Source organism: Streptomyces sp. JH002, from assembly GCF_050916115.1.
GTDB classification, from domain to species: Bacteria; Actinomycetota; Actinomycetes; order Streptomycetales; family Streptomycetaceae; genus Streptomyces; species Streptomyces xiamenensis.
In genome coordinates this window covers 2,886,874-2,905,829 of record NZ_CP087989.1, presented here as the reverse complement: position 1 = coordinate 2,905,829, position 18,956 = coordinate 2,886,874, and the positions used below count along the sequence as shown (strand labels likewise).

Annotated in this window: 12 protein-coding genes and 3 rRNA genes; 12 read left to right on the top strand and 3 right to left on the bottom strand. The window is 68.2% G+C overall.

The genetic code is table 11. The features are described 5' to 3' along the window. Positions 1-7: 7 nt before the first annotated feature. From H7827_RS13130 to H7827_RS13100, 7 genes are all read left to right on the top strand, one after another. Positions 8-1,678 (top strand): ATP-binding SpoIIE family protein phosphatase, encoded by a 1,671-nt coding sequence (locus H7827_RS13130; RefSeq protein ID WP_432747981.1) that lies wholly within the window; start codon positions 8-10, stop codon positions 1,676-1,678. Positions 1,679-2,144: 466 nt separating this feature from the next. Next, a 16S ribosomal RNA gene (locus H7827_RS13125) occupies positions 2,145-3,674 on the top strand. A 188-nt stretch (positions 3,675-3,862) separates the two neighbouring features. Continuing rightward, a 23S ribosomal RNA gene (locus tag H7827_RS13120) occupies positions 3,863-6,985 on the top strand. A gap of 49 nt (positions 6,986-7,034) precedes the next feature. Beyond that, positions 7,035-7,151 (top strand): 5S ribosomal RNA (rrf, locus tag H7827_RS13115). Together the 16S, 23S and 5S rRNA genes form the textbook arrangement of a ribosomal RNA operon. Positions 7,152-7,246: 95 nt before the next feature. Further along, positions 7,247-8,401 carry an acetoin utilization protein AcuC gene (locus H7827_RS13110; RefSeq protein WP_200368616.1) on the top strand — a complete coding sequence of 385 codons (1,155 nt, stop codon included), beginning with the start codon at positions 7,247-7,249 and terminating at the stop codon, positions 8,399-8,401. Between the two features lie 616 nt (positions 8,402-9,017). Beyond that, a complete protein-coding gene (locus H7827_RS13105; RefSeq protein ID WP_019431885.1) occupies positions 9,018-9,227 on the top strand; it encodes a helix-turn-helix domain-containing protein in 210 nt (69 codons plus the stop codon). 133 nt (positions 9,228-9,360) lie between these two features. After that, on the top strand, positions 9,361-9,459 hold the full coding sequence (locus H7827_RS13100; protein ID WP_003948845.1) for a 30S ribosomal protein bS22: 99 nt from the start codon (positions 9,361-9,363) through the stop codon (positions 9,457-9,459). Between the two features lie 184 nt (positions 9,460-9,643). Here H7827_RS13100 and H7827_RS13095 read toward each other — a convergent pair whose 3' ends face one another. The 3 genes from H7827_RS13095 to H7827_RS13085 all read right to left on the bottom strand — a co-directional run bounded on the left by H7827_RS13095 (position 9,644) and on the right by H7827_RS13085 (position 13,373). Then, complete coding sequence (locus H7827_RS13095; protein WP_432745194.1) at positions 9,644-10,876, bottom strand: DUF5667 domain-containing protein; 1,233 nt, start codon at positions 10,874-10,876, stop codon at positions 9,644-9,646. 282 nt (positions 10,877-11,158) lie between these two features. Continuing rightward, positions 11,159-12,010 (bottom strand): ECF subfamily RNA polymerase sigma factor, BldN family, encoded by an 852-nt coding sequence (locus H7827_RS13090; RefSeq protein ID WP_432745192.1) that lies wholly within the window; start codon positions 12,008-12,010, stop codon positions 11,159-11,161. A 334-nt stretch (positions 12,011-12,344) separates the two neighbouring features. Then, positions 12,345-13,373 carry an HAD family hydrolase gene (locus H7827_RS13085; RefSeq protein WP_386534818.1) on the bottom strand — a complete coding sequence of 343 codons (1,029 nt, stop codon included), beginning with the start codon at positions 13,371-13,373 and terminating at the stop codon, positions 12,345-12,347. 84 nt (positions 13,374-13,457) lie between these two features. On the opposite strand from H7827_RS13085, the gene H7827_RS13080 reads away from it, so the two are divergent. The 5 genes from H7827_RS13080 to H7827_RS13060 all read left to right on the top strand — a co-directional run bounded on the left by H7827_RS13080 (position 13,458) and on the right by H7827_RS13060 (position 18,950). After that, positions 13,458-13,736 (top strand): glutaredoxin family protein, encoded by a 279-nt coding sequence (locus H7827_RS13080; protein WP_030730020.1) that lies wholly within the window; start codon positions 13,458-13,460, stop codon positions 13,734-13,736. A 231-nt stretch (positions 13,737-13,967) separates the two neighbouring features. Further along, positions 13,968-14,762 carry a redox-sensing transcriptional repressor Rex gene (locus H7827_RS13075; RefSeq protein ID WP_432745188.1) on the top strand — a complete coding sequence of 265 codons (795 nt, stop codon included), beginning with the start codon at positions 13,968-13,970 and terminating at the stop codon, positions 14,760-14,762. Next, positions 14,759-16,303, top strand: coding sequence for a glutamyl-tRNA reductase (gene hemA, locus H7827_RS13070; RefSeq protein WP_386534825.1), 1,545 nt, complete (start codon positions 14,759-14,761; stop codon positions 16,301-16,303). The genes H7827_RS13075 and hemA overlap by 4 nt, the downstream gene beginning before the upstream one ends. Further along, the gene (hemC, locus tag H7827_RS13065) at positions 16,300-17,286 is read left to right on the top strand and encodes a hydroxymethylbilane synthase (RefSeq protein WP_200365671.1); all 987 of its coding nucleotides are present in this window, start codon (positions 16,300-16,302) and stop codon (positions 17,284-17,286) included. The genes hemA and hemC overlap by 4 nt, the downstream gene beginning before the upstream one ends. Beyond that, positions 17,283-18,950, top strand: coding sequence for a uroporphyrinogen-III synthase (locus H7827_RS13060; protein WP_386534828.1), 1,668 nt, complete (start codon positions 17,283-17,285; stop codon positions 18,948-18,950). The genes hemC and H7827_RS13060 overlap by 4 nt, the downstream gene beginning before the upstream one ends. The last annotated feature ends 6 nt before the right edge of the window (positions 18,951-18,956 follow it).

Here is an 18,956-nt window from a genome sequence, read left to right as displayed (position 1 = left end):
GATGGCAGTGAACTTGACGCGCTGGAGTATCCGGCTGCCCGGAGCGCAGCGGCGCAACGCCGCTGCCGCCCGGGCGGAGACCGGCGGCGTCCCCGCGGCGCGCACGGAACCCCAGCCGCCGCCCGCCGTCTCGGCGCCGGGCGGCGGACGCGGCGTCGACTCCGCCGCCGTCCACGAACTGCTCGGCCAGGTCCCCGCGCCCGTCGCCGTCGTCCACGGCTCCGAGCACCGCCTCGTCTACACCAACGATGCCTACACGGCCGTCTTCGGTTCCCGCGAGCCGGGGAAGCCGGTCCGCGAGTCCCTGACCGAGCTGGTGGACGTCGGTCTGCTGCCGCTGATGGACCAGGTGCGGCGCAGCGGCACCTCGCGCACCCTCAAGTCCCGCCGGGTCGACGGCACGGCCACGGCCGGTGCCCGCGACCGCGACAGCTTCTACACCTTCACCTGCACCCCGGTGGAACTGCTGACCCCCGAGGACGGCTCCACGGCCGCCGGGGTCCTGGTCTTCGCCTCCGACGTGACCGACCAGGCCGCCTCGGCCGAGCGTCTGCGGGAGAGCGAGAGCCATCAGCGCAAGGCCGCCGTCACCCTCCAGCGCAGCCTGCTGCCCCAGAAGCTGGAACAGCCCGACGACCTGCGGGTCGCGGCCACGTACCAGCCGGGCGGCATCGACGCGGCGGTCGGCGGCGACTGGTACGACGTGATCACCCTCGGCGCCGGCCGCACCGCGGCCGTGATCGGCGACGTGATGGGCCGCGGGGTGCGCGCCGCCGCCGTCATGGGGCAGCTGCGCACGGCGGTACGGGCGTACGCGCGCCTGGACCTGCCGCCGCACGAGGTGATCCAGCTGCTCGACGGCCTGGCCGGGGAGATCGCCCCCAGCCAGATCGCCACCTGCTCCTACACCGTCTACGACCCGAACGAGGGGACGCTGACGTACGCCTCGGCCGGCCATCTGCCGCTGATCGTGCGCGACGCGGACGGCGAGATCCACCGGGTCACCGACCCGACCGGACCGCCGCTGGGCACCGGCGGCTGGCTGCACACCTCGGGCTCGGTCCCGTTCGGCCCCGGCGCGAGCGCCGTGCTGTACACGGACGGCCTGGTGGAGCGGCGGGACGCCGACATCGACGTGGGCCTGAGCGCGCTGGAGCGTGCCTTCGCCGGCTCGGGCGACAGCCCGCAGATCGTGTGCGACCGGCTGCTGCGCGCGCTGGGCATCACCGGCGACCACGACGACGACGTGGCGGTGCTGGTGCTCGCCTGCCCCGAGCGGGACGGCGAGGAGGCGGATCTCTTCCGGGGCGCCGCACTGGAACTGCTGGGCGGAGTCGAGGCGGCCTCCCGGGCCCGCGCCTTCGCGGAGGGCGTGCTCACCAGCTGGCGCTTCCCCGAGGAACTGCGGGAACTGGGCGTACTGACGGCCAGCGAACTCGTCGGCAACTCCCTCAAGCACGGCAAGGCCCCGATGCGGCTGCGGCTGCGCAGGACCGACCGCCGGCTGATCGTGGAGGTGACGGACGGGGACGAGCACCTGCCCCGCCGGCAGCAGGCGGACGCGGCCGACGAGACGGGGCGCGGCATCGCCGTGGTGGCGACGATCGCCTCGGAGTGGGGCGCCAGGCGGCTGCCGGAGGGCGGCAAGGCCGTGTGGGCCGAGTTCGAGTTGACGTGATGCGGGCCGGTGCGTAATGTTCTCCGAGCTGTCCGCCCCTCGGGGCTTGGACGGCACATCTCGCCGCTCATGATCGTCTGATCACGAAGGCGGCACTCACTCGAAAGAGAACGATCCCGCGAGGGCCTTATTTGGCTTGCCCAAATTCGGTACTCGGCCCCGGATTTTGAATCCGGCGGGGAAATCCTCTAAAGTAGTGAACACGCCGGAGGGCGAAAAACTTACCGGGCCGAAAGGCTCAACTCCTCCCAGCGGAGGCCAAGTTCGGGAAACCGAGTGTGGTAAGCTGGGAAACACGAAGGGAAAGCCCGGAGGGGCCCGAGAGGGAACCAAAGGAAGCATCCGTTCCTTGAGAACTCAACAGCGTGCCAAATAGTCAATGCCAGATTATTTACTGAGTCTGCATCTCGACCTCGTCTGAGGTGCAGCATTTAAGCGAGGATTTTCCTTGCTCTTACATGAAGCATTCATGGAGAGTTTGATCCTGGCTCAGGACGAACGCTGGCGGCGTGCTTAACACATGCAAGTCGAACGATGAACCGGTTTCGGCCGGGGATTAGTGGCGAACGGGTGAGTAACACGTGGGCAATCTGCCCTGCACTCTGGGATAAGCCCGGGAAACTGGGTCTAATACCGGATACGACACATGAGCGCATGCTCGTGTGTGGAAAGTTCCGGCGGTGCAGGATGAGCCCGCGGCCTATCAGTTTGTTGGTGGGGTAGTGGCCTACCAAGACGACGACGGGTAGCCGGCCTGAGAGGGTGACCGGCCACACTGGGACTGAGACACGGCCCAGACTCCTACGGGAGGCAGCAGTGGGGAATATTGCACAATGGGCGAAAGCCTGATGCAGCGACGCCGCGTGAGGGATGACGGCCTTCGGGTTGTAAACCTCTTTCAGCAGGGAAGAAGCGAAAGTGACGGTACCTGCAGAAGAAGCACCGGCTAACTACGTGCCAGCAGCCGCGGTAATACGTAGGGTGCAAGCGTTGTCCGGAATTATTGGGCGTAAAGAGCTCGTAGGCGGCCTGTCGCGTCGATTGTGAAAGCCCAGGGCTTAACCCTGGGTCTGCAGTCGATACGGGCAGGCTAGAGTTCGGTAGGGGAGATCGGAATTCCTGGTGTAGCGGTGAAATGCGCAGATATCAGGAGGAACACCGGTGGCGAAGGCGGATCTCTGGGCCGATACTGACGCTGAGGAGCGAAAGCGTGGGGAGCGAACAGGATTAGATACCCTGGTAGTCCACGCCGTAAACGGTGGGCACTAGGTGTGGGCAACATTCCACGTTGTCCGTGCCGCAGCTAACGCATTAAGTGCCCCGCCTGGGGAGTACGGCCGCAAGGCTAAAACTCAAAGGAATTGACGGGGGCCCGCACAAGCGGCGGAGCATGTGGCTTAATTCGACGCAACGCGAAGAACCTTACCAAGGCTTGACATACACCGGAAACGGCCAGAGATGGTCGCCCCCTTGTGGTCGGTGTACAGGTGGTGCATGGCTGTCGTCAGCTCGTGTCGTGAGATGTTGGGTTAAGTCCCGCAACGAGCGCAACCCTTATCCTGTGTTGCCAGCGGATCCCTTCGGGGGTGCCGGGGACTCACGGGAGACTGCCGGGGTCAACTCGGAGGAAGGTGGGGACGACGTCAAGTCATCATGCCCCTTATGTCTTGGGCTGCACACGTGCTACAATGGCCGGTACAATGAGCTGCGATACCGTGAGGTGGAGCGAATCTCAAAAAGCCGGTCTCAGTTCGGATTGGGGTCTGCAACTCGACCCCATGAAGTCGGAGTCGCTAGTAATCGCAGATCAGCATTGCTGCGGTGAATACGTTCCCGGGCCTTGTACACACCGCCCGTCACGTCATGAAAGTCGGTAACACCCGAAGCCGGTGGCCTAACCCCTTGTGGGAGGGAGCTGTCGAAGGTGGGACTGGCGATTGGGACGAAGTCGTAACAAGGTAGCCGTACCGGAAGGTGCGGCTGGATCACCTCCTTTCTAAGGAGCTTCTAGGCCGCGAGAGCGGTCCAGAGCCACTACGCCGGCGAGTGTTCGGCGGTGGTTTGCTCATGGGTGGAACATTGACTGCATCATTTGGTTCGCTGTTGGGTGTCTGAAGGTACGGCGGTTTTCCGTTGGATCTTCGGTTGTTGTTTGAGAATTGCACAGTGGACGCGAGCATCTGTGGCCAAGTTTTTAAGGGCGCACGGTGGATGCCTTGGTACCAGGAACCGATGAAGGACGTGGGAGGCCGCGATAGTCCCCGGGGAGTTGTCAACCTAGCTGTGATCCGGGGGTTTCCGAATGGGGAAACCCGGCAGTCGTTATGGGCTGTCACCCACTGCTGAATGTATAGGCGGTGTGGAGGGAACGCGGGGAAGTGAAACATCTCAGTACCCGCAGGAAGAGAAAACAACCGTGATTCCGGGAGTAGTGGTGAGCGAAACCGGAGGAGGCTAAACCGTATGTGTGTGATACCCGGCAGGGGTTGCGCATGCGGGGTTGTGGGAGCTTTTTTGATCGTTCTGCCGGACGGTCGGTGAGTAAGAAACTGTGTGGATAGGCGAAGGGCATGCGAAAGGCCCGGCGTAGAGGGTAAGACCCCCGTAGCTGAAATCTGCATGGCTCACTTAAAGGTTTCCCAAGTAGCATGGGGCCCGAGAAATCCTGTGTGAATCTGGCGGGACCACCCGTTAAGCCTAAATATTCCCTGGTGACCGATAGTGGATAGTACCGTGAGGGAATGGTGAAAAGTACCGCGGGAGCGGAGTGAAATAGTTCCTGAAACCGTGTGCCTACAAGCCGTGGGAGCGTCGTGCACAGAGCTTGCTCTGTGTGCCGTGACTGCGTGCCTTTTGAAGAATGAGCCTGCGAGTTTGCGGTGTGTTGCGAGGTTAACCCGTGTGGGGTAGCCGTAGCGAAAGCGAGTCCGAACAGGGCGATTGAGTAGCATGCCCTAGACCCGAAGCGGAGTGATCTAGCCATGGGCAGGGTGAAGCGAGGGTAAGACCTCGTGGAGGCCCGAACCCACCAGAGTTGAAAATCTGGGGGATGACCTGTGGTTAGGGGTGAAAGGCCAATCAAACTCCGTGATAGCTGGTTCTCCCCGAAATGCATTTAGGTGCAGCGTCGTGTGTTTCTTGCCGGAGGTAGAGCACTGGATAGGTGATGGGCCTTACCGGGTTACTGACCTTAGCCAAACTCCGAATGCCGGTAAGTGAGAGCGCGGCAGTGAGACTGTGGGGGATAAGCTCCATGGTCGAGAGGGAAACAGCCCAGAGCATCGACTAAGGCCCCTAAGCGTGTGCTAAGTGGGAAAGGATGTGGAGTCGCAGAGACAACCAGGAGGTTGGCTTAGAAGCAGCCACCCTTGAAAGAGTGCGTAATAGCTCACTGGTCGAGTGATTCTGCGCCGACAATGTAGCGGGGCTCAAGTACACCGCCGAAGTCGTGTCACTGCAACAATACTTCTAACGAGGGTTGTGGTGGGTAGGGGAGCGTCGTGTGCCGGGTGAAGCAGCCGTGGAAACGAGTTGTGGACGGTATGCGAGTGAGAATGCAGGCATGAGTAGCGATACAAGAGTGGGAAACTCTTGCGCCGATTGACTAAGGGTTCCTGGGTCAAGTTGATCTGCCCAGGGTAAGTCGGGGCCTAAGGCGAGGCCGACAGGCGTAGTCGATGGATAACCGGTTGATATTCCGGTACCCGTTGTGGAGCGCCAACGCTGAATCAGGCGATGCTAAGCCCGCGAAGCCGCCATCTGTCCCTTCGGGGGTGGGTGGAGTGGTGGAGTCGGTGGTCCAGACCTGTAGTAGGTGAGTGATGGGGTGACGCAGGAAGGTAGTCCAGCCCGGGCGGTGGTTGTCCCGGGGTAAGGGTGTGGCCCGTGGAGCAGGTAAATCCGTTCCACACGAGGGTGAGACCTGATGCCGAGCCGATTGTGGTGAAGTGGATGATCCTATGCTGTCGAGAAAAGCCTCTAGCGAGTTTCACAATGGCCCGTACCCTAAACCGACTCAGGTGGTCAGGTAGAGTATACCGAGGCGTTCGGGTGAACTATGGTTAAGGAACTCGGCAAAATGCCCCCGTAACTTCGGGAGAAGGGGGGCCATTTCCGGTGATGAGACTTGCTCTCTGAGCTGGGGGTGGCCGCAGAGACCAGCGAGAAGCGACTGTTTACTAAAAACACAGGTCCGTGCGAAGCTGTAAGGCGATGTATACGGACTGACGCCTGCCCGGTGCTGGAACGTTAAGGGGACCGGTTAGTCACATTTCGGTGTGGCGAAGCTGAGAACTTAAGCGCCAGTAAACGGCGGTGGTAACTATAACCATCCTAAGGTAGCGAAATTCCTTGTCGGGTAAGTTCCGACCTGCACGAATGGCGTAACGACTTCTTGACTGTCTCAACCATAGGCCCGGTGAAATTGCACTACGAGTAAAGATGCTCGTTTCGCGCAGCAGGACGGAAAGACCCCGGGACCTTTACTATAGCTTGATATTGGTGTTCGGTTCGGTTTGTGTAGGATAGGTGGGAGACTGTGAAGCCTGGACGCTAGTTCAGGTGGAGTCGTTGTTGAAATACCACTCTGATCGTGCTGGATGTCTAACCTGGGTCCGTGATCCGGATCGGGGACAGTGTCTGGTGGGTAGTTTAACTGGGGCGGTTGCCTCCTAAAGAGTAACGGAGGCGCCCAAAGGTTCCCTCAGCCTGGTTGGTCATCAGGTGGTGAGTGTAAGTGCACAAGGGAGCTTGACTGTGAGACTGGCAGGTCGAGCAGGTGCGAAAGCAGGGACTAGTGATCCGGCGGTGGTTTGTGGAAGCGCCGTCGCTCAACGGATAAAAGGTACCCCGGGGATAACAGGCTGATCTTCCCCAAGAGTCCGTATCGACGGGATGGTTTGGCACCTCGATGTCGGCTCGTCGCATCCTGGGGCTGGAGTTGGTCCCAAGGGTTGGGCTGTTCGCCCATTAAAGCGGTACGCGAGCTGGGTTTAGAACGTCGTGAGACAGTTCGGTCCCTATCCGCTGCGCGCGCAGGAGTCTTGAGAAGGGCTGTCCCTAGTACGAGAGGACCGGGACGGACGAACCTCTGGTGTGCCAGTTGTTCTGCCAAGGGCATGGCTGGTTGGCTACGTTCGGAAAGGATAACCGCTGAAAGCATCTAAGCGGGAAGCCTGCTTCGAGATGAGGACTCCCACCCACTTGATGGGTTAAGGCTCCCTGTAGACGACAGGGTTGATAGGCCAGATATGGAAGCCTTGTAAGAGGTGGAGTTGACTGGTACTAATAGGCCGAGGGCTTGTCCTCAGATGCTCGCGTCCACTGTGATTTTTTTTCGAATGACAACCATTAGAGTTTCGGTGGTCATGGCGAAAGGGAAACGCCCGGTTACATTCCGAACCCGGAAGCTAAGCCTTTCAGCGCCGATGGTACTGCATGGGGGACCGTGTGGGAGAGTAGGTCGCCGCCGAACAATCTTTGAAGTGAGCCCCACCGGGTTACCGGTGGGGCTCACTTGCGTTGTGGGTTACCGTGGCAGCCATGAACGCAGGGGCGGCAGCACGGCTGATGTGGGACGACGGAGTCACCCGGTATGACTTCGGGCCCGAACATCCCATGAAACCCGTGCGACTTGAACTCACCATGCGGCTCGTCGAGGACCTCGGCCTCACCCGGCACATCGAGCTCGCCGGGGCCCGCCCCGCCGGGGAGTCCACCCTGCGGCTCATCCACCGCCCCGACTACATCGAGGCCGTACGCCGGGCCTCCGCCGACCCCCGCGACACCGACCGCTGGCACGGCCTGGAGAGCGAGGACAACCCGGCGTTCGCCGGCATGCACGAGGCCGCCGCGCTCATCTCCGGCCTCTCGGTCGGCGGAGCCGAGGCCCTGCACAGCGGAGCCGTCACCCACGCCGTCAACTTCTCCGGCGGGCTGCACCACGCCATGCCCGGCTCCGCGGCCGGCTTCTGCGTGTACAACGACGCGTCCCTGGCCATCGCCCGCCTGCTGGAACTCGGCGTGCAACGCGTCGCGTACGTCGACCTCGACGCCCACCACGGCGACGGCGTCCAGGAGGCGTTCTGGGACGACCCCCGCGTGCTGACCCTCTCCGTGCACGAACACCCGCGCACGCTCTTCCCGCACATCACCGGCCGGCCCGACGAGACCGGCGACCCGGAGAAGGCACCCGGCAGCGCCGCCAACCTGGCGCTGCCGGCCGGCACCTCCGACGCCGGCTGGCTGCGGGCCGTGCACGCCGTCCTGCCCGAGCTGCTGGCCGACTTCCGCCCGCAGGTCCTGGTGAGCCAGCACGGTGCCGACACCCACTTCGAGGACCTCCAGGCGCACCTCCTGCTCAGCCTGGACGCCCAGCGGGCCGGTATCGAGGCCGCGCACGACTGGGCCCACCGGTATGCCGACGGACGCTGGCTGGCGCTCGGCGGGGGCGGCTACGCGGTCGTGGACGTCGTTCCCCGTCTGTGGGCGCACCTGACGGCCGTCGCCGCCCACGCGCCCGTCGACCCCGCCACGCCCGTACCCGAGAGCTGGCGGCAGACCGTGTACGCGCTCACCCGCGAGAGCGGCCCGTGGCGGATGACCGACGGGCGGACCCCCAAGTGGCTCGACTGGGAGGCGGGTTACGACCCGGCGGATCCGGTGGACCAGGCCGTCCTCGCCACCCGCCGGGCGGCCTTCCCCCAGCGTGGCCTGCTGCCCTGAGGAACGGGCGCTGTACGGCGGCCCCCGCCCGTACTACGTCACCTGATCCCGTGGCGCGCGTACCGGTGCGGTGTTCTCCTCCCCCCGGTGCGGGCGGGAAGTATCGACTTAACGACCCCATTGCGGATACGGCGGCCGGCGCCCCGTGCGCGGTGCGGGGCACGGGGGAGCCGGGCGGGCGCATGGTCTTGCTTCACCCGGGCCCCAGCACGCCCCCGGCGCACACAACTGCCCCAGCTGGCCGCCGGGTGGACCGTACTTTCCCCGGGCGGTGGCCAAGGCCGCAGGCCACGGGCGGTGTCCGGGGGCGCGCGCGGGAGCCGGTGGCGGGGGCGCGGGGCGCTGTGCCGGCCGGAGGCCGGGGGTGGCCCGGCGGTCCGCGGTACGGGGCGCGCGGTGCCGGCCCGCACGGATGTGGCCCCGGCTTGCGCCCGAGAGCCCCTGATGCGCTATGGGCGCAATCGGCGTTCTCTGTCAGCTTGGTGGCAAACGGCCGGTTGAGGCACCTCTTCCTCACTCGCATCACCCGCCCCTAATCTGGGGAGGAGCGCACTTGCGAGAGGGAGTCACCGGAGGGGAAGCCGGTGCCCGACATGTGCGGAAGGTCAGGTGTGACATGGCTGCTGGTGAAAGGCTTCTGAGCGAAGCCAAGTTCCTGACCGTGGCGGAGGTCGCCGCGGTGATGCGAGTGTCCAAGATGACCGTGTACCGCCTGGTGCACGCCGGTCATCTGCCCGCGATCCGGGTAGGAAGGTCCTTCCGGGTCCCCGAGCAGGCCGTCCACGAGTACCTGCGGGAATCCTTTGTAGGGGTGGAAAGTGCCTGATGGCGGGCCGGGAGAAGGCCCGCTAGGCACTCGATTTACCCGTATCACCCGGTGACCGGTAGGCTGACCCCCATGTAGGTCGTGTGGGCTCGGACGCCCCGCACCGAGTCATCGAAGTGAGCGAGGGTAAGTCGTGGGCTCTGTAATCAAGAAGCGGCGCAAGCGGATGGCGAAGAAGAAGCACCGCAAGCTGCTGAAGCGCACCCGCGTGCAGCGCCGCAACAAGAAGTGAGCGAGCGCGGCTGAACCGGCCCTCCCGTCATACGGATGGGAGGGCCGACGCATGCCGCCGCTCCGTGGCGCGGGGCCGTCACACGGCCGGCGCGGAACACGTGAAGTGGCCCGGTCGCGGTGTCTTGTCGACACCCGCGACCGGGCCACTTCGTGCTGCTTTCCCGGACCGTTGTCCGCCGTCGCTATTCGGCGTTCTTCACGTTCAGCCCGAGGCCCGGGAGCAGGTCCTGCACCAGGGGCGGGATGGTGACGTCCGGCTGCGGCAGCGGGCCGAGCGGGGCGTCGCCCGAGCCGCCGTCCTCGTCCGTGCCGGTGCTCGGCGCGGGCGGATTGAGCAGCCCGGTGCCGCCGAGCAGCCCCTCGTACTCCTCGGCGGCCGTGGAGGGGCTCTCCTGGCCGCTGGAGGGGTCCTCGGTGTCCTCGGAGCCACCGGGGGCCTCCGTGGCGTCCGTGTCGGGCGTATACGGCGTCTCGGCGGCGGACGGGGCGGACTGCTGCGGGTCACCGGCGCCGGGGTCGGCGGCGGAGTGCTCCGGCTCCTGGGGGAGCAGGGTGCGCAGCGGGACGATCTCGTCGTCCATGGCGTCGAAGACGGAGGTGACCTCCTCGCCGATGTCCCACAGCTGGGCGGGGAGTTTGCCGCGCAGCAGGTCCCAGGTGTCGCGGTGGCCCTCGGCGAAGGACGACAGGGTCTGGAGCGGGTCCAGGGAGCCGTCCGCCGCGTGGGCCTGGCTGAGCAGCCGGTGTCCGGTGGCGGCGTCGTCGGCCATGCTGCTGAGGGTGGTGCGGATCTCGTGCAGCTGCTCGTGGTCGAGGTCGCCGGCCCGGCCGCGGTCCATGAGGCGGTGGGCCTCGTGCAGCCGGGTGGAGGCGTGGTCGAGGTAGAGCTGGGCGCGTGCGGTGTCGCCGCCGGTGAAGTCCAGGCGCAGGTCCTCCATGCCTCGTTTGAGGCCGTAGAGGGTGTCGCCGGGCAGGGCGTTGGTGCTGGCGACGGCGGCGCCGCCGAAGGCACCGGCGGCCACGCCCATGGACAGGCCGCCGGCGGCCAGGCCCTTGGTGAGCCGGCTGCGGGGGCGCAGCCGGCTGAAGGCGTCACTCAGCGGGGTGGCCCGGTGGGCGCCGCGGCCGGTTCTGGCCGCGGCGCGCTGTTCGGGGATCTGCTCCTCGCCGCCGCGGGCGGCGGCGAAGGCGGATTCCATGGCGGCCATCAGCTGGGCACGCTGTGCGGTTTTCGTCTCGGCGCTCAGCTCGGGCCGGGGCAGGGCGGTCAGCCGGTCCGTCACGGACAGCAGGGCTGCCTGTTCGGTCCCGTCGGCCGGCGGTGCCTCTTCGGGCCCGCCCGCCACGGCCGCCTCGTCCGGCCGGGGCTCCTCGACGGCCCGGGCGAACTCCTGGGCCCGTCGGCTTGCTGGCACGGATCCGATCACGGGCGGCACCTCCTCTCGTCAGCACGGTCGACTCCCCAATGCGGATGGATGGTTGCCGGTCGCCACCGCTATCACCCGTTCGGGTGATAGCTGGGTGGTGGGGCCGGTCATAGGGAGTCTGCGAACTCGACAACGAGCGGACGGGCACTCGGGTTACGGCTGGAAGATAATGTTACTGTTCGCCGTTGACTGGTGACGCATGGCGGTCATGAGGCCGCGCTGCCCGCACGCGTACGGGCCGTACGAGGGCGGAGCGCGGGAACGGCGGCGCTACCTCGCGTCGTCGGGCAGCAGCCGCGCCAGGGTGCGCACCGCGCGGTACTGCAGGGTCTTGATGGCCCCTTCGTTCTTGCCCATCACCCGGGCGGTCTCGGCGACCGAGAGGCCCTGGAGGAAACGCAGGGTCACGCACTCCTGCTGCTGCGGGTTGAGCTTGCGGACCGCTTCCAGCAGCGCGGTGTTGGACAGCGACTCCAGGACGGAGTCCTCGGGGCTGCGCTCGACCTCGTTGGCGTCGAGCATCTCGCCGGTGGTGATCTCCAGCCGGAACCGGCTGGACTTGAAGTGGTCGGCGACGAGATTGCGGGCGATGGTGACCAGCCAGGCGCCGAAGTCGCGGCCCTGCCAGGTGAACGTGCCGATCCGGCGCAGGGCGCGCAGGAAGGTCTCGCTGGTGAGGTCCTCGGCGGTGGCCCGGCCGCCGACCCGGTAGTAGATGTACCGGTAGACGGTGTCGGAGTAGTGGTCGTAGAGGCCGCCGAAGGCCTCGGTCTCGCCGGCCTGGGCGCGTTCGACGAGGTCCATCATGCGCCGGCTGTCGCTGTCGGCGGCGGGGCGGCGGGCGGTGGTGTTCCTGGGGATGCGCCTGCCGGTGCTGGGGGCGGAGGCCGCGGGGGCGGTGGCCCGGGCGGCCTCGGGTGGGGTGGCGGGGACGGGGGTCGGTGAGGCGGAGGTGGTGCCGGCGGTGCCTTCGGCGAGGACATAGGCGGGGCCGGCGGGGACAAGTGCGGCGGAGAGGGCGGACATGGCGTACGCGGGGGGGACGAAGACGCGCAGCCGGCCGAAGACCGTCGTGCGCAGCGTGGCCAGGCCCGAGGTGTCAACCCCGACGTGTGGGTACACGGGACTCCCAGAGGCAGAGCTTCCGACACGTTCAGTGGTGCGGGTCCGTCAGCCGACGCCTGGGGGGAGACGCCTGGGGACCGGAATGCGTCTGAGGAGAATAACGCTTTGTGCTTGGCGTGCTACGCGTAGTTGCGAAAATCGCCGATTAGGTTTGAACAGTTACGTGTTGTTGTCGGCGCGCTACCCAACGCCATGGTCTTGCTGATCGTTGAATGTCCCGATCCGATCACTGAATGAACGAATGTGACCGATGGCCGGTCGGGGGACTGTCCGCCGCGAGCACGGGGTAAAGGGCCGGAATGCCCCTGGCGCGCCGGGGTGCGCCTGCGGTTCAGCGCCGGCGCCGCCGCAGCGCGACCGCCGCCACGGCGCCGCCCGCCACGGCTCCGGCACCCGCGGCGGCCGGGACCCCGATCCGCACCGCCTTGCGGCCGGTGCGGTAGTCACGCACCCGCCAGCCCTGTTTGCGGGCATGCGCCCGCAACGCGCTGTCCGGATTGATCGCGTAGGGATAACCGACAAGAGACAACATCGGGATGTCATTCGCCGAATCGCTGTACGCCGCGCAGCGCTCCAGGTCCAGCTCCTGGCGTCCGGCCAGCGCCCGCACCGCCATCGCCTTGGCCGGGCCGTGCAGCGGTTCGCCGACCAGCCGGCCGGTGTAGATCCCGTCCACGGACTCGGCGACGGTGCCCAGCGCCCCGGTGAGGCCCAGCCGCCTGGCGATGATGGTGGCCGTCTCCACCGGGGCCGCCGTCACCAGCCACACCCGCTGCCCGGCGTCCAGATGGGCCTGGGCCAGCGCCTGGGTGCCGCGCCAGATCCGCCCGGCCATGTACTCGTCGTAGATCTCCTCGCCCATCGCCATCAGTTCGGCCACCTTGTGGCCCTTGACGATGGACAGCGCGCTGTCGCGCGCGTCCTGCATGTGCCCGGCGTTCTCCGAGCCCGCCATCCGGAAGTACGCCTGCTGCCAGGCGAACCGCGCCAGATCCCGGCCGCTGAAGAACTTGCGCTTGTACAGGCCGCGGCCGAAGTGGAAGAGGGCCGCGCCCTGCATCACCGTGTTGTCGAGATCGAAGAAGGCCGCCGCCCTGACATCGCCGGGCACCGGGAACTCCGGCTCGGCCACGGTCTCCCCGGCCGCCTCCGCCGACGCCTGCCCGGCCAGTTCGCTGCGCCGGGTGGGGGCCCGGCCCGGCCACCGCCAGCGGCCCCTGGCCAGGTCGGCCAGCAGACCCGTACGGCTCCCGGTGGTTCCGCCGTCCTCGCCGCCCGGATCGCCGCCCAGACCGGCGTCACGATCACCGGTGCCGAGGTCAGAGCGGTCGGCGGGCTGGTCCAGCGGCGAGCTTGCCATGTGATCGAGGATAGCCAGTCGCGCGCGGAGTACCGGTTGCGCGGGCATGTCGCCCGGATTGCCATGCACGGCACAATGGGCGGCATGAGACCCCTGCTGCGCCGTGCGTCCCGTAAGTCGCCCCAGGACCGCGTCGTCACGTTGATCGGGAAGCCCGGCTGTCATCTGTGCGATGCCGCCCGGGAGGTGGTGGCGGCGGTGTGCGAGGAGACCGGGGCCGCCTGGGAGGAACGGGACATCACCGCGGACGAGGAACTGCACCGGCTGTACTGGGAGCAGATCCCGGTGGTGCTGGTGGACGGTGAGCAGCACGATTTCTGGCGGGTGGACGCCGGGAGGCTGCGCAGCGCGTTGGGAGCTTGAGCCCGGTTTGGTTTAGCATGCGGGGTCGTTTTTTCCGTTCCGGTGCACATACGTGAGGAGTGTGACCAGGTGTCCCTGTTGATGCGTGTGGCACCGGTCACTTTGGACGGACAAAGCGGACACCATCTTTGTGCACGCGTTCACAAAGGCATAGCCTGGGCGCGACGGGGCGGTCTCGGCGCATGCGCCGTACGCAACCGCTCTCCGCTTGGCTCGACCGGCAGGAGCACCGTGGCAACTGGCCGAAACCACCGACCGGCGACGCGCAGCCGAGGAATCCCCGAGGCGACTGTCGCCCGGCTTCCGTTGTATCTGCGGGCGCTGACCGCGCTCTCCGAGCGCTCGGTGCCGACGGTCTCCTCGGAGGAGCTGGCCGGCGCCGCCGGGGTGAACTCGGCGAAGCTGCGCAAGGACTTCTCCTACCTCGGCAGCTACGGCACCCGGGGCGTGGGGTACGACGTCGAGTATCTCGTGTACCAGATCTCGCGTGAACTCGGGCTCACCCAGGACTGGCCCGTGGTCATCGTCGGCATCGGTAATCTCGGCGCCGCGCTGGCCAACTACGGCGGTTTCGCCTCCCGCGGCTTCCGGGTCGCGGCGCTCATCGACGCCGACCCGAAGATGACCGGCAAGCAGGTCGCGGGCATCGGCGTGCGGCACGTCGACGAACTCGAATCGATCGTGCACACCAACGGTGTCTCCATCGGTGTCATCACCACCCCGGCGGGCGCGGCCCAGCAGGTGTGCGAGCGGCTGGTGGCCGCCGGGGTCACCTCGATCCTGAACTTCTCCCCCACGGTGCTCTCGGTGCCGGAGGGGGTGGACGTGCGCAAGGTGGACCTGTCGATAGAGCTGCAGATCCTCGCCTTCCACGAGCAGCGCAAGGCCGCGGACGAGCTCTCGCGCGGCGTGCGGCCGCGCGGTGCCCGTACCGCCGCGCCCGCCGAGGGCGCCGACGGTGCCGGCGCGGAGCGGCCCAAGGGGCAGGGCCCCGACGGGGACATCCCGGCGGTGATGCCGGCATGACGCTGCTCGTGGTGGGAGTGAGTCATCGCAGCGCCCCGGTGAGCGTGCTGGAGCGCGCCGCGATCGCGCCCGGCGTACGCGCCGAGCTGCTGCACGATCTGCTGGCGGCCGAGCCGGTGCTGGAGGCGGCGCTGCTGTCGACCTGCAACCGGGTCGAGCTGTACGCGGACGTGGACCGGTACCACGCCGGGGTCGCGGAGCTGTCCGGGATGCTGGCGCGCTACGGCGGTGTCGGGCCCGACGAGCTGGACCCGTACCTGTACGTGCGGTACGAGGACGAGGCCGTCACCCATCTGTTCACCGTGGCCTGCGGGCTCGACTCGATGGTGGTCGGTGAGGGGCAGATCCTCGGTCAGCTGAAGGAGTCGCTGGCCCTCGCCCAGGAGGAGCAGACCGCCGGGCGGATGCTGAACGAGCTGTTCCAGCGTTCACTGCGGGTGGGCAAGCGCGCGCACAGCGAGACCGGCATCGACCGGGCCGGCCAGTCGCTGGTGACCTTCGGCCTCGGACAGCTGGGCCCCGACCGGGACCGGCCGCTCGCCGATGGCGCCCAGCCGGACATGTCGTGGGTGCGCGGGCTGCGCGCGCTGGTGATCGGCGCCGGGTCGATGTCGTCGCTGGCCGCGACGACGCTGGCGCGCGCCGGTGTCGCCGAACTGGTGATCGCCAACAGGACGCTGGAGCGCGCGGAGCGGCTCGCCGCCTCGCTGGACGCGGAGCGCGGCCCGGCCGCGGGACCCGACCACGCCGCGCACGGCACGGCCGCCGAGGGCGCCGCCGGTGACGGCGGGACCGCCGGCCCGGCCACCGTGCCCGCCCAGGGCGGGCAGCACGGCCGGATGTGCCCCGTCGGCGACGGCTGCGACCACACCCCGGCGCCCGCCGGGCCCCGGGCCCGCGCCGTACCGATCAACGCCATCTCCATCGCCGCCGAGCTGAAGCTCGCCGACCTCGTCATCTCCTGCACCGGCGCCACCGGCCTGGTGCTGTCCGCCTCCGCCGTCGCCGGCGCGCTGGGCGAGCGGCACGCCGGACAGGGCGAGCCCGCGCTGCTCGACCTGGCGATGCCGCGCGACATCGACGCGGCCGTGCACCGGCTGCCCGGGGTGCGCCTGGTCGACATCGAGTCGCTGGCCGCCGCCTCCGCCGACGCCCCGATGGCCGCCGACGTGCAGGCCGTGCGGGACATCGTCGCCCAGGAGGTCGCCGACTTCGGCGCCGCCCTGCGCGCCGCCTACATCACCCCCACCGTCGTCGCCCTGCGCGCGATGGCGGCCGACGTGGTCTCCAGCGAGCTGGCCCGGCTGCACGGCCGGCTGCCGGGGCTGGGCGAGAAGGAACGCGCGGAGGTCACCCACGCGGTGCGCCGCGTCGTCGACAAGCTGCTGCACGCGCCGACCGTGCGGGTCAAGGAGCTGGCCGGTGAGCCGGGCGGTGCCGATTACGCGGCCGCCCTGCGCGAGCTGTTCGATCTCGACCCGCACGCGGTGGCCGCCGGTGGCGGCAGCACCAGAAGTAACGCGGAACAGGAGCGGTCATGACCACCCCCCACCGGGCCCTGCGGCTCGGCACCCGGCGCAGTGCCCTCGCCATGGCGCAGTCCGGGATGATCGCGGACCAGGTCCGTGCCCTCACCGGGCGACCGGTCGACCTGGTGGAGATCACCACCTATGGCGACGTCTCCCGGGAGGCGCTGGCCACCATCGGCGGCACCGGGGTCTTCGTCTCGGCGCTGCGCGACGCGCTGCTGGCCGGCGAGATCGACTTCGCGGTGCACTCGCTGAAGGATCTGCCCACCGCGCAGCCCGCTGAGCTGGCCCTGGCGGCCGTGCCGGTCCGGGCGGACGCGCGGGACGCGCTGGTCGCCCGCGACGGGCTGACCTTCGAGCAGCTGGTGGTGGAGAACGGCGTCACCCGGATCGGCACCGGCTCGCCGCGCCGCATGGCGCAGCTGAACGCGTGGGCCCGCTCGCTGGGTTGCGAGTTGGACACGGTCGCCATCCGGGGGAATGTCGACACCCGGATCGGGTACGTGAGCGGCGGCGAACTCGATGCCGTCGTCCTCGCCTCCGCCGGGTTGCACCGGCTGGGGCGGGAAGCGGAGATCACCGACTTCCTGCCGCCCGACACAGTCCTGCCCGCCCCCGGCCAGGGGGCACTGGCGGTCGAGTGCGCCGCGTCGAACGCGGAGCTCGCCGCCCAGCTCGCGGAGCTGGACGACCCGTTCACCCGGGTCGCCGTCACCGCCGAGCGAAGCCTGCTCGCCGCCCTGGAGGCCGGTTGCAGCGCACCTGTGGGTGCGCTGGCCGACCTGCGGAGCGATGAGCGGGATGTCACCGAAATGCGCCTGCGCGGCGTTGTCGGCACGACCGACGGCGCCACGCTGGTGCAGCTGTCCACCACCGGTCCCGTACCGGCGTCGCCCGCCGAGGCGGTGGCCCACGCAGCACGTGTGGGTGCCGAACTCGCCCGGGAGATGCTCGCCAAAGGCGCGGCCGGTCTGATGGGGGAGCGAGCACTTTGAGCCCCACCGCCGCACGCATCCTGGCGGCCCAGCCGGCCGGTCACTCCGGTCCGTACCACGGGCACGTCACCTTTCTCGGGGCCGGACCGGGTGATCCGGGCCTGCTGACCCTGCGCGCCGTGGAGGCGCTGGCGCGGGCCGATGTCCTGGTCGCCGATCCACGCGCGTACGACGTGGTGCGCACACATCTGCGGCCCGGCACGGACACCCCGCTGCAGAACGCCGCCCTGGGCGCACCGGCCGCGGCGGCGAGTGATGCCGCCGATCTTGTCATGCGGGCCGCGCGCGGCGGCAAGCGGGTGGTCCGTGCGGTCGCCGGTGATCCGGGGATGGACGCGGACGCCACCGCCGACATGCTCGCGCTGGCCGCCGAGGGCATCACCTTCGAGGTGGTCCCCGGTATCGCGCACGCCGTGGGCGTGGCCGCGTACGCCGGGGTGCCGCTGCGCGACCCGGACGGCGCCGATGTGCGGTTCGTGGACGCGGCGACCGCCGACGAGCGGTGCTGGACCGAGGTCGGGACCTCCGACGCCACGGTGGTGGTGTCGGCGGTGCTGGAGTCGGTGGCCGGTACGGCGGCGCGGCTGATCTCCTCGGGCCGCAAGCCGGACACCCCGGTGTCGGTGACGATCGCGGGCACCACGACGCGGCAGCGCACGTGGTCGGCGACGCTGGGCACGGTGGAGCGCACGCTGAAGTCGGCGAAGGTGCTGCCCTCGGCCGAGGGCGACCGGCCGGTGATAGCGGTCGTGGGCGAGCGCGGGGCTCCGGAGTCGCGCGATCAGCTGGCGTGGTTCGAGTCCAAGCCGCTGTTCGGCTGGAAGGTGCTGGTGCCGCGCACGAAGGAGCAGGCGGCCTCGCTGTCGGAGCAGTTGCGCTCGTACGGCGCGGTGCCCAGCGAGGTGCCGACGATCGCGGTGGAGCCGCCGCGTACCCCGCAGCAGATGGACCGGGCCGTCAAGGGTCTGGTGACCGGGCGGTACGAGTGGATCGCGTTCACCTCGGTGAACGCGGTGCGGGCGATCCGGGAGAAGTTCGAGGAGTACGGGCTGGACGCGCGGGCGTTCGCCGGGATCAAGGTCGCGGCGGTCGGTGAGCAGACCGCCCGGGCGCTGATCGAGTTCGGTGTGCGGCCCGATCTGGTGCCCAGCGGCGAGCAGTCGGCGGCGGGGCTGCTGGAGGACTGGCCTCCGTACGACCCGGTCTTCGACCCGATCGACCGGGTGTTCCTGCCGCGTGCCGACATCGCCACCGAGACGCTGGTGGCGGGCCTGGTCGAGATGGGCTGGGAGGTGGACGACGTGACGGCGTACCGGACGGTGCGCGCCTCGCCGCCGCCGGCCGAGACCCGCGAGGCGATCAAGGGCGGTGGCTTCGACGCGGTGCTGTTCACCTCGTCGTCCACGGTGCGGAACCTGGTCGGCATCGCCGGCAAGCCGCACAACGTGACGGTGATCGCGTGTATCGGGCCGGCGACGGCCAAGACCGCGCAGGAGCACGGGCTGCGGGTGGACGTGCTCTCGCCCGAGCCGTCGGTGCACGCGCTGGCCGAGGCGCTCGCCCAGTACGGTGAGGAGCGCCGGGCGGCGGCCGTCGCCTCCGGCGAGGTGCTGAAGCGGCCGAGCGAGAAGCGTCCGCAGCGTCGGAGGGCCCGTACCTCGTGAGTGAGC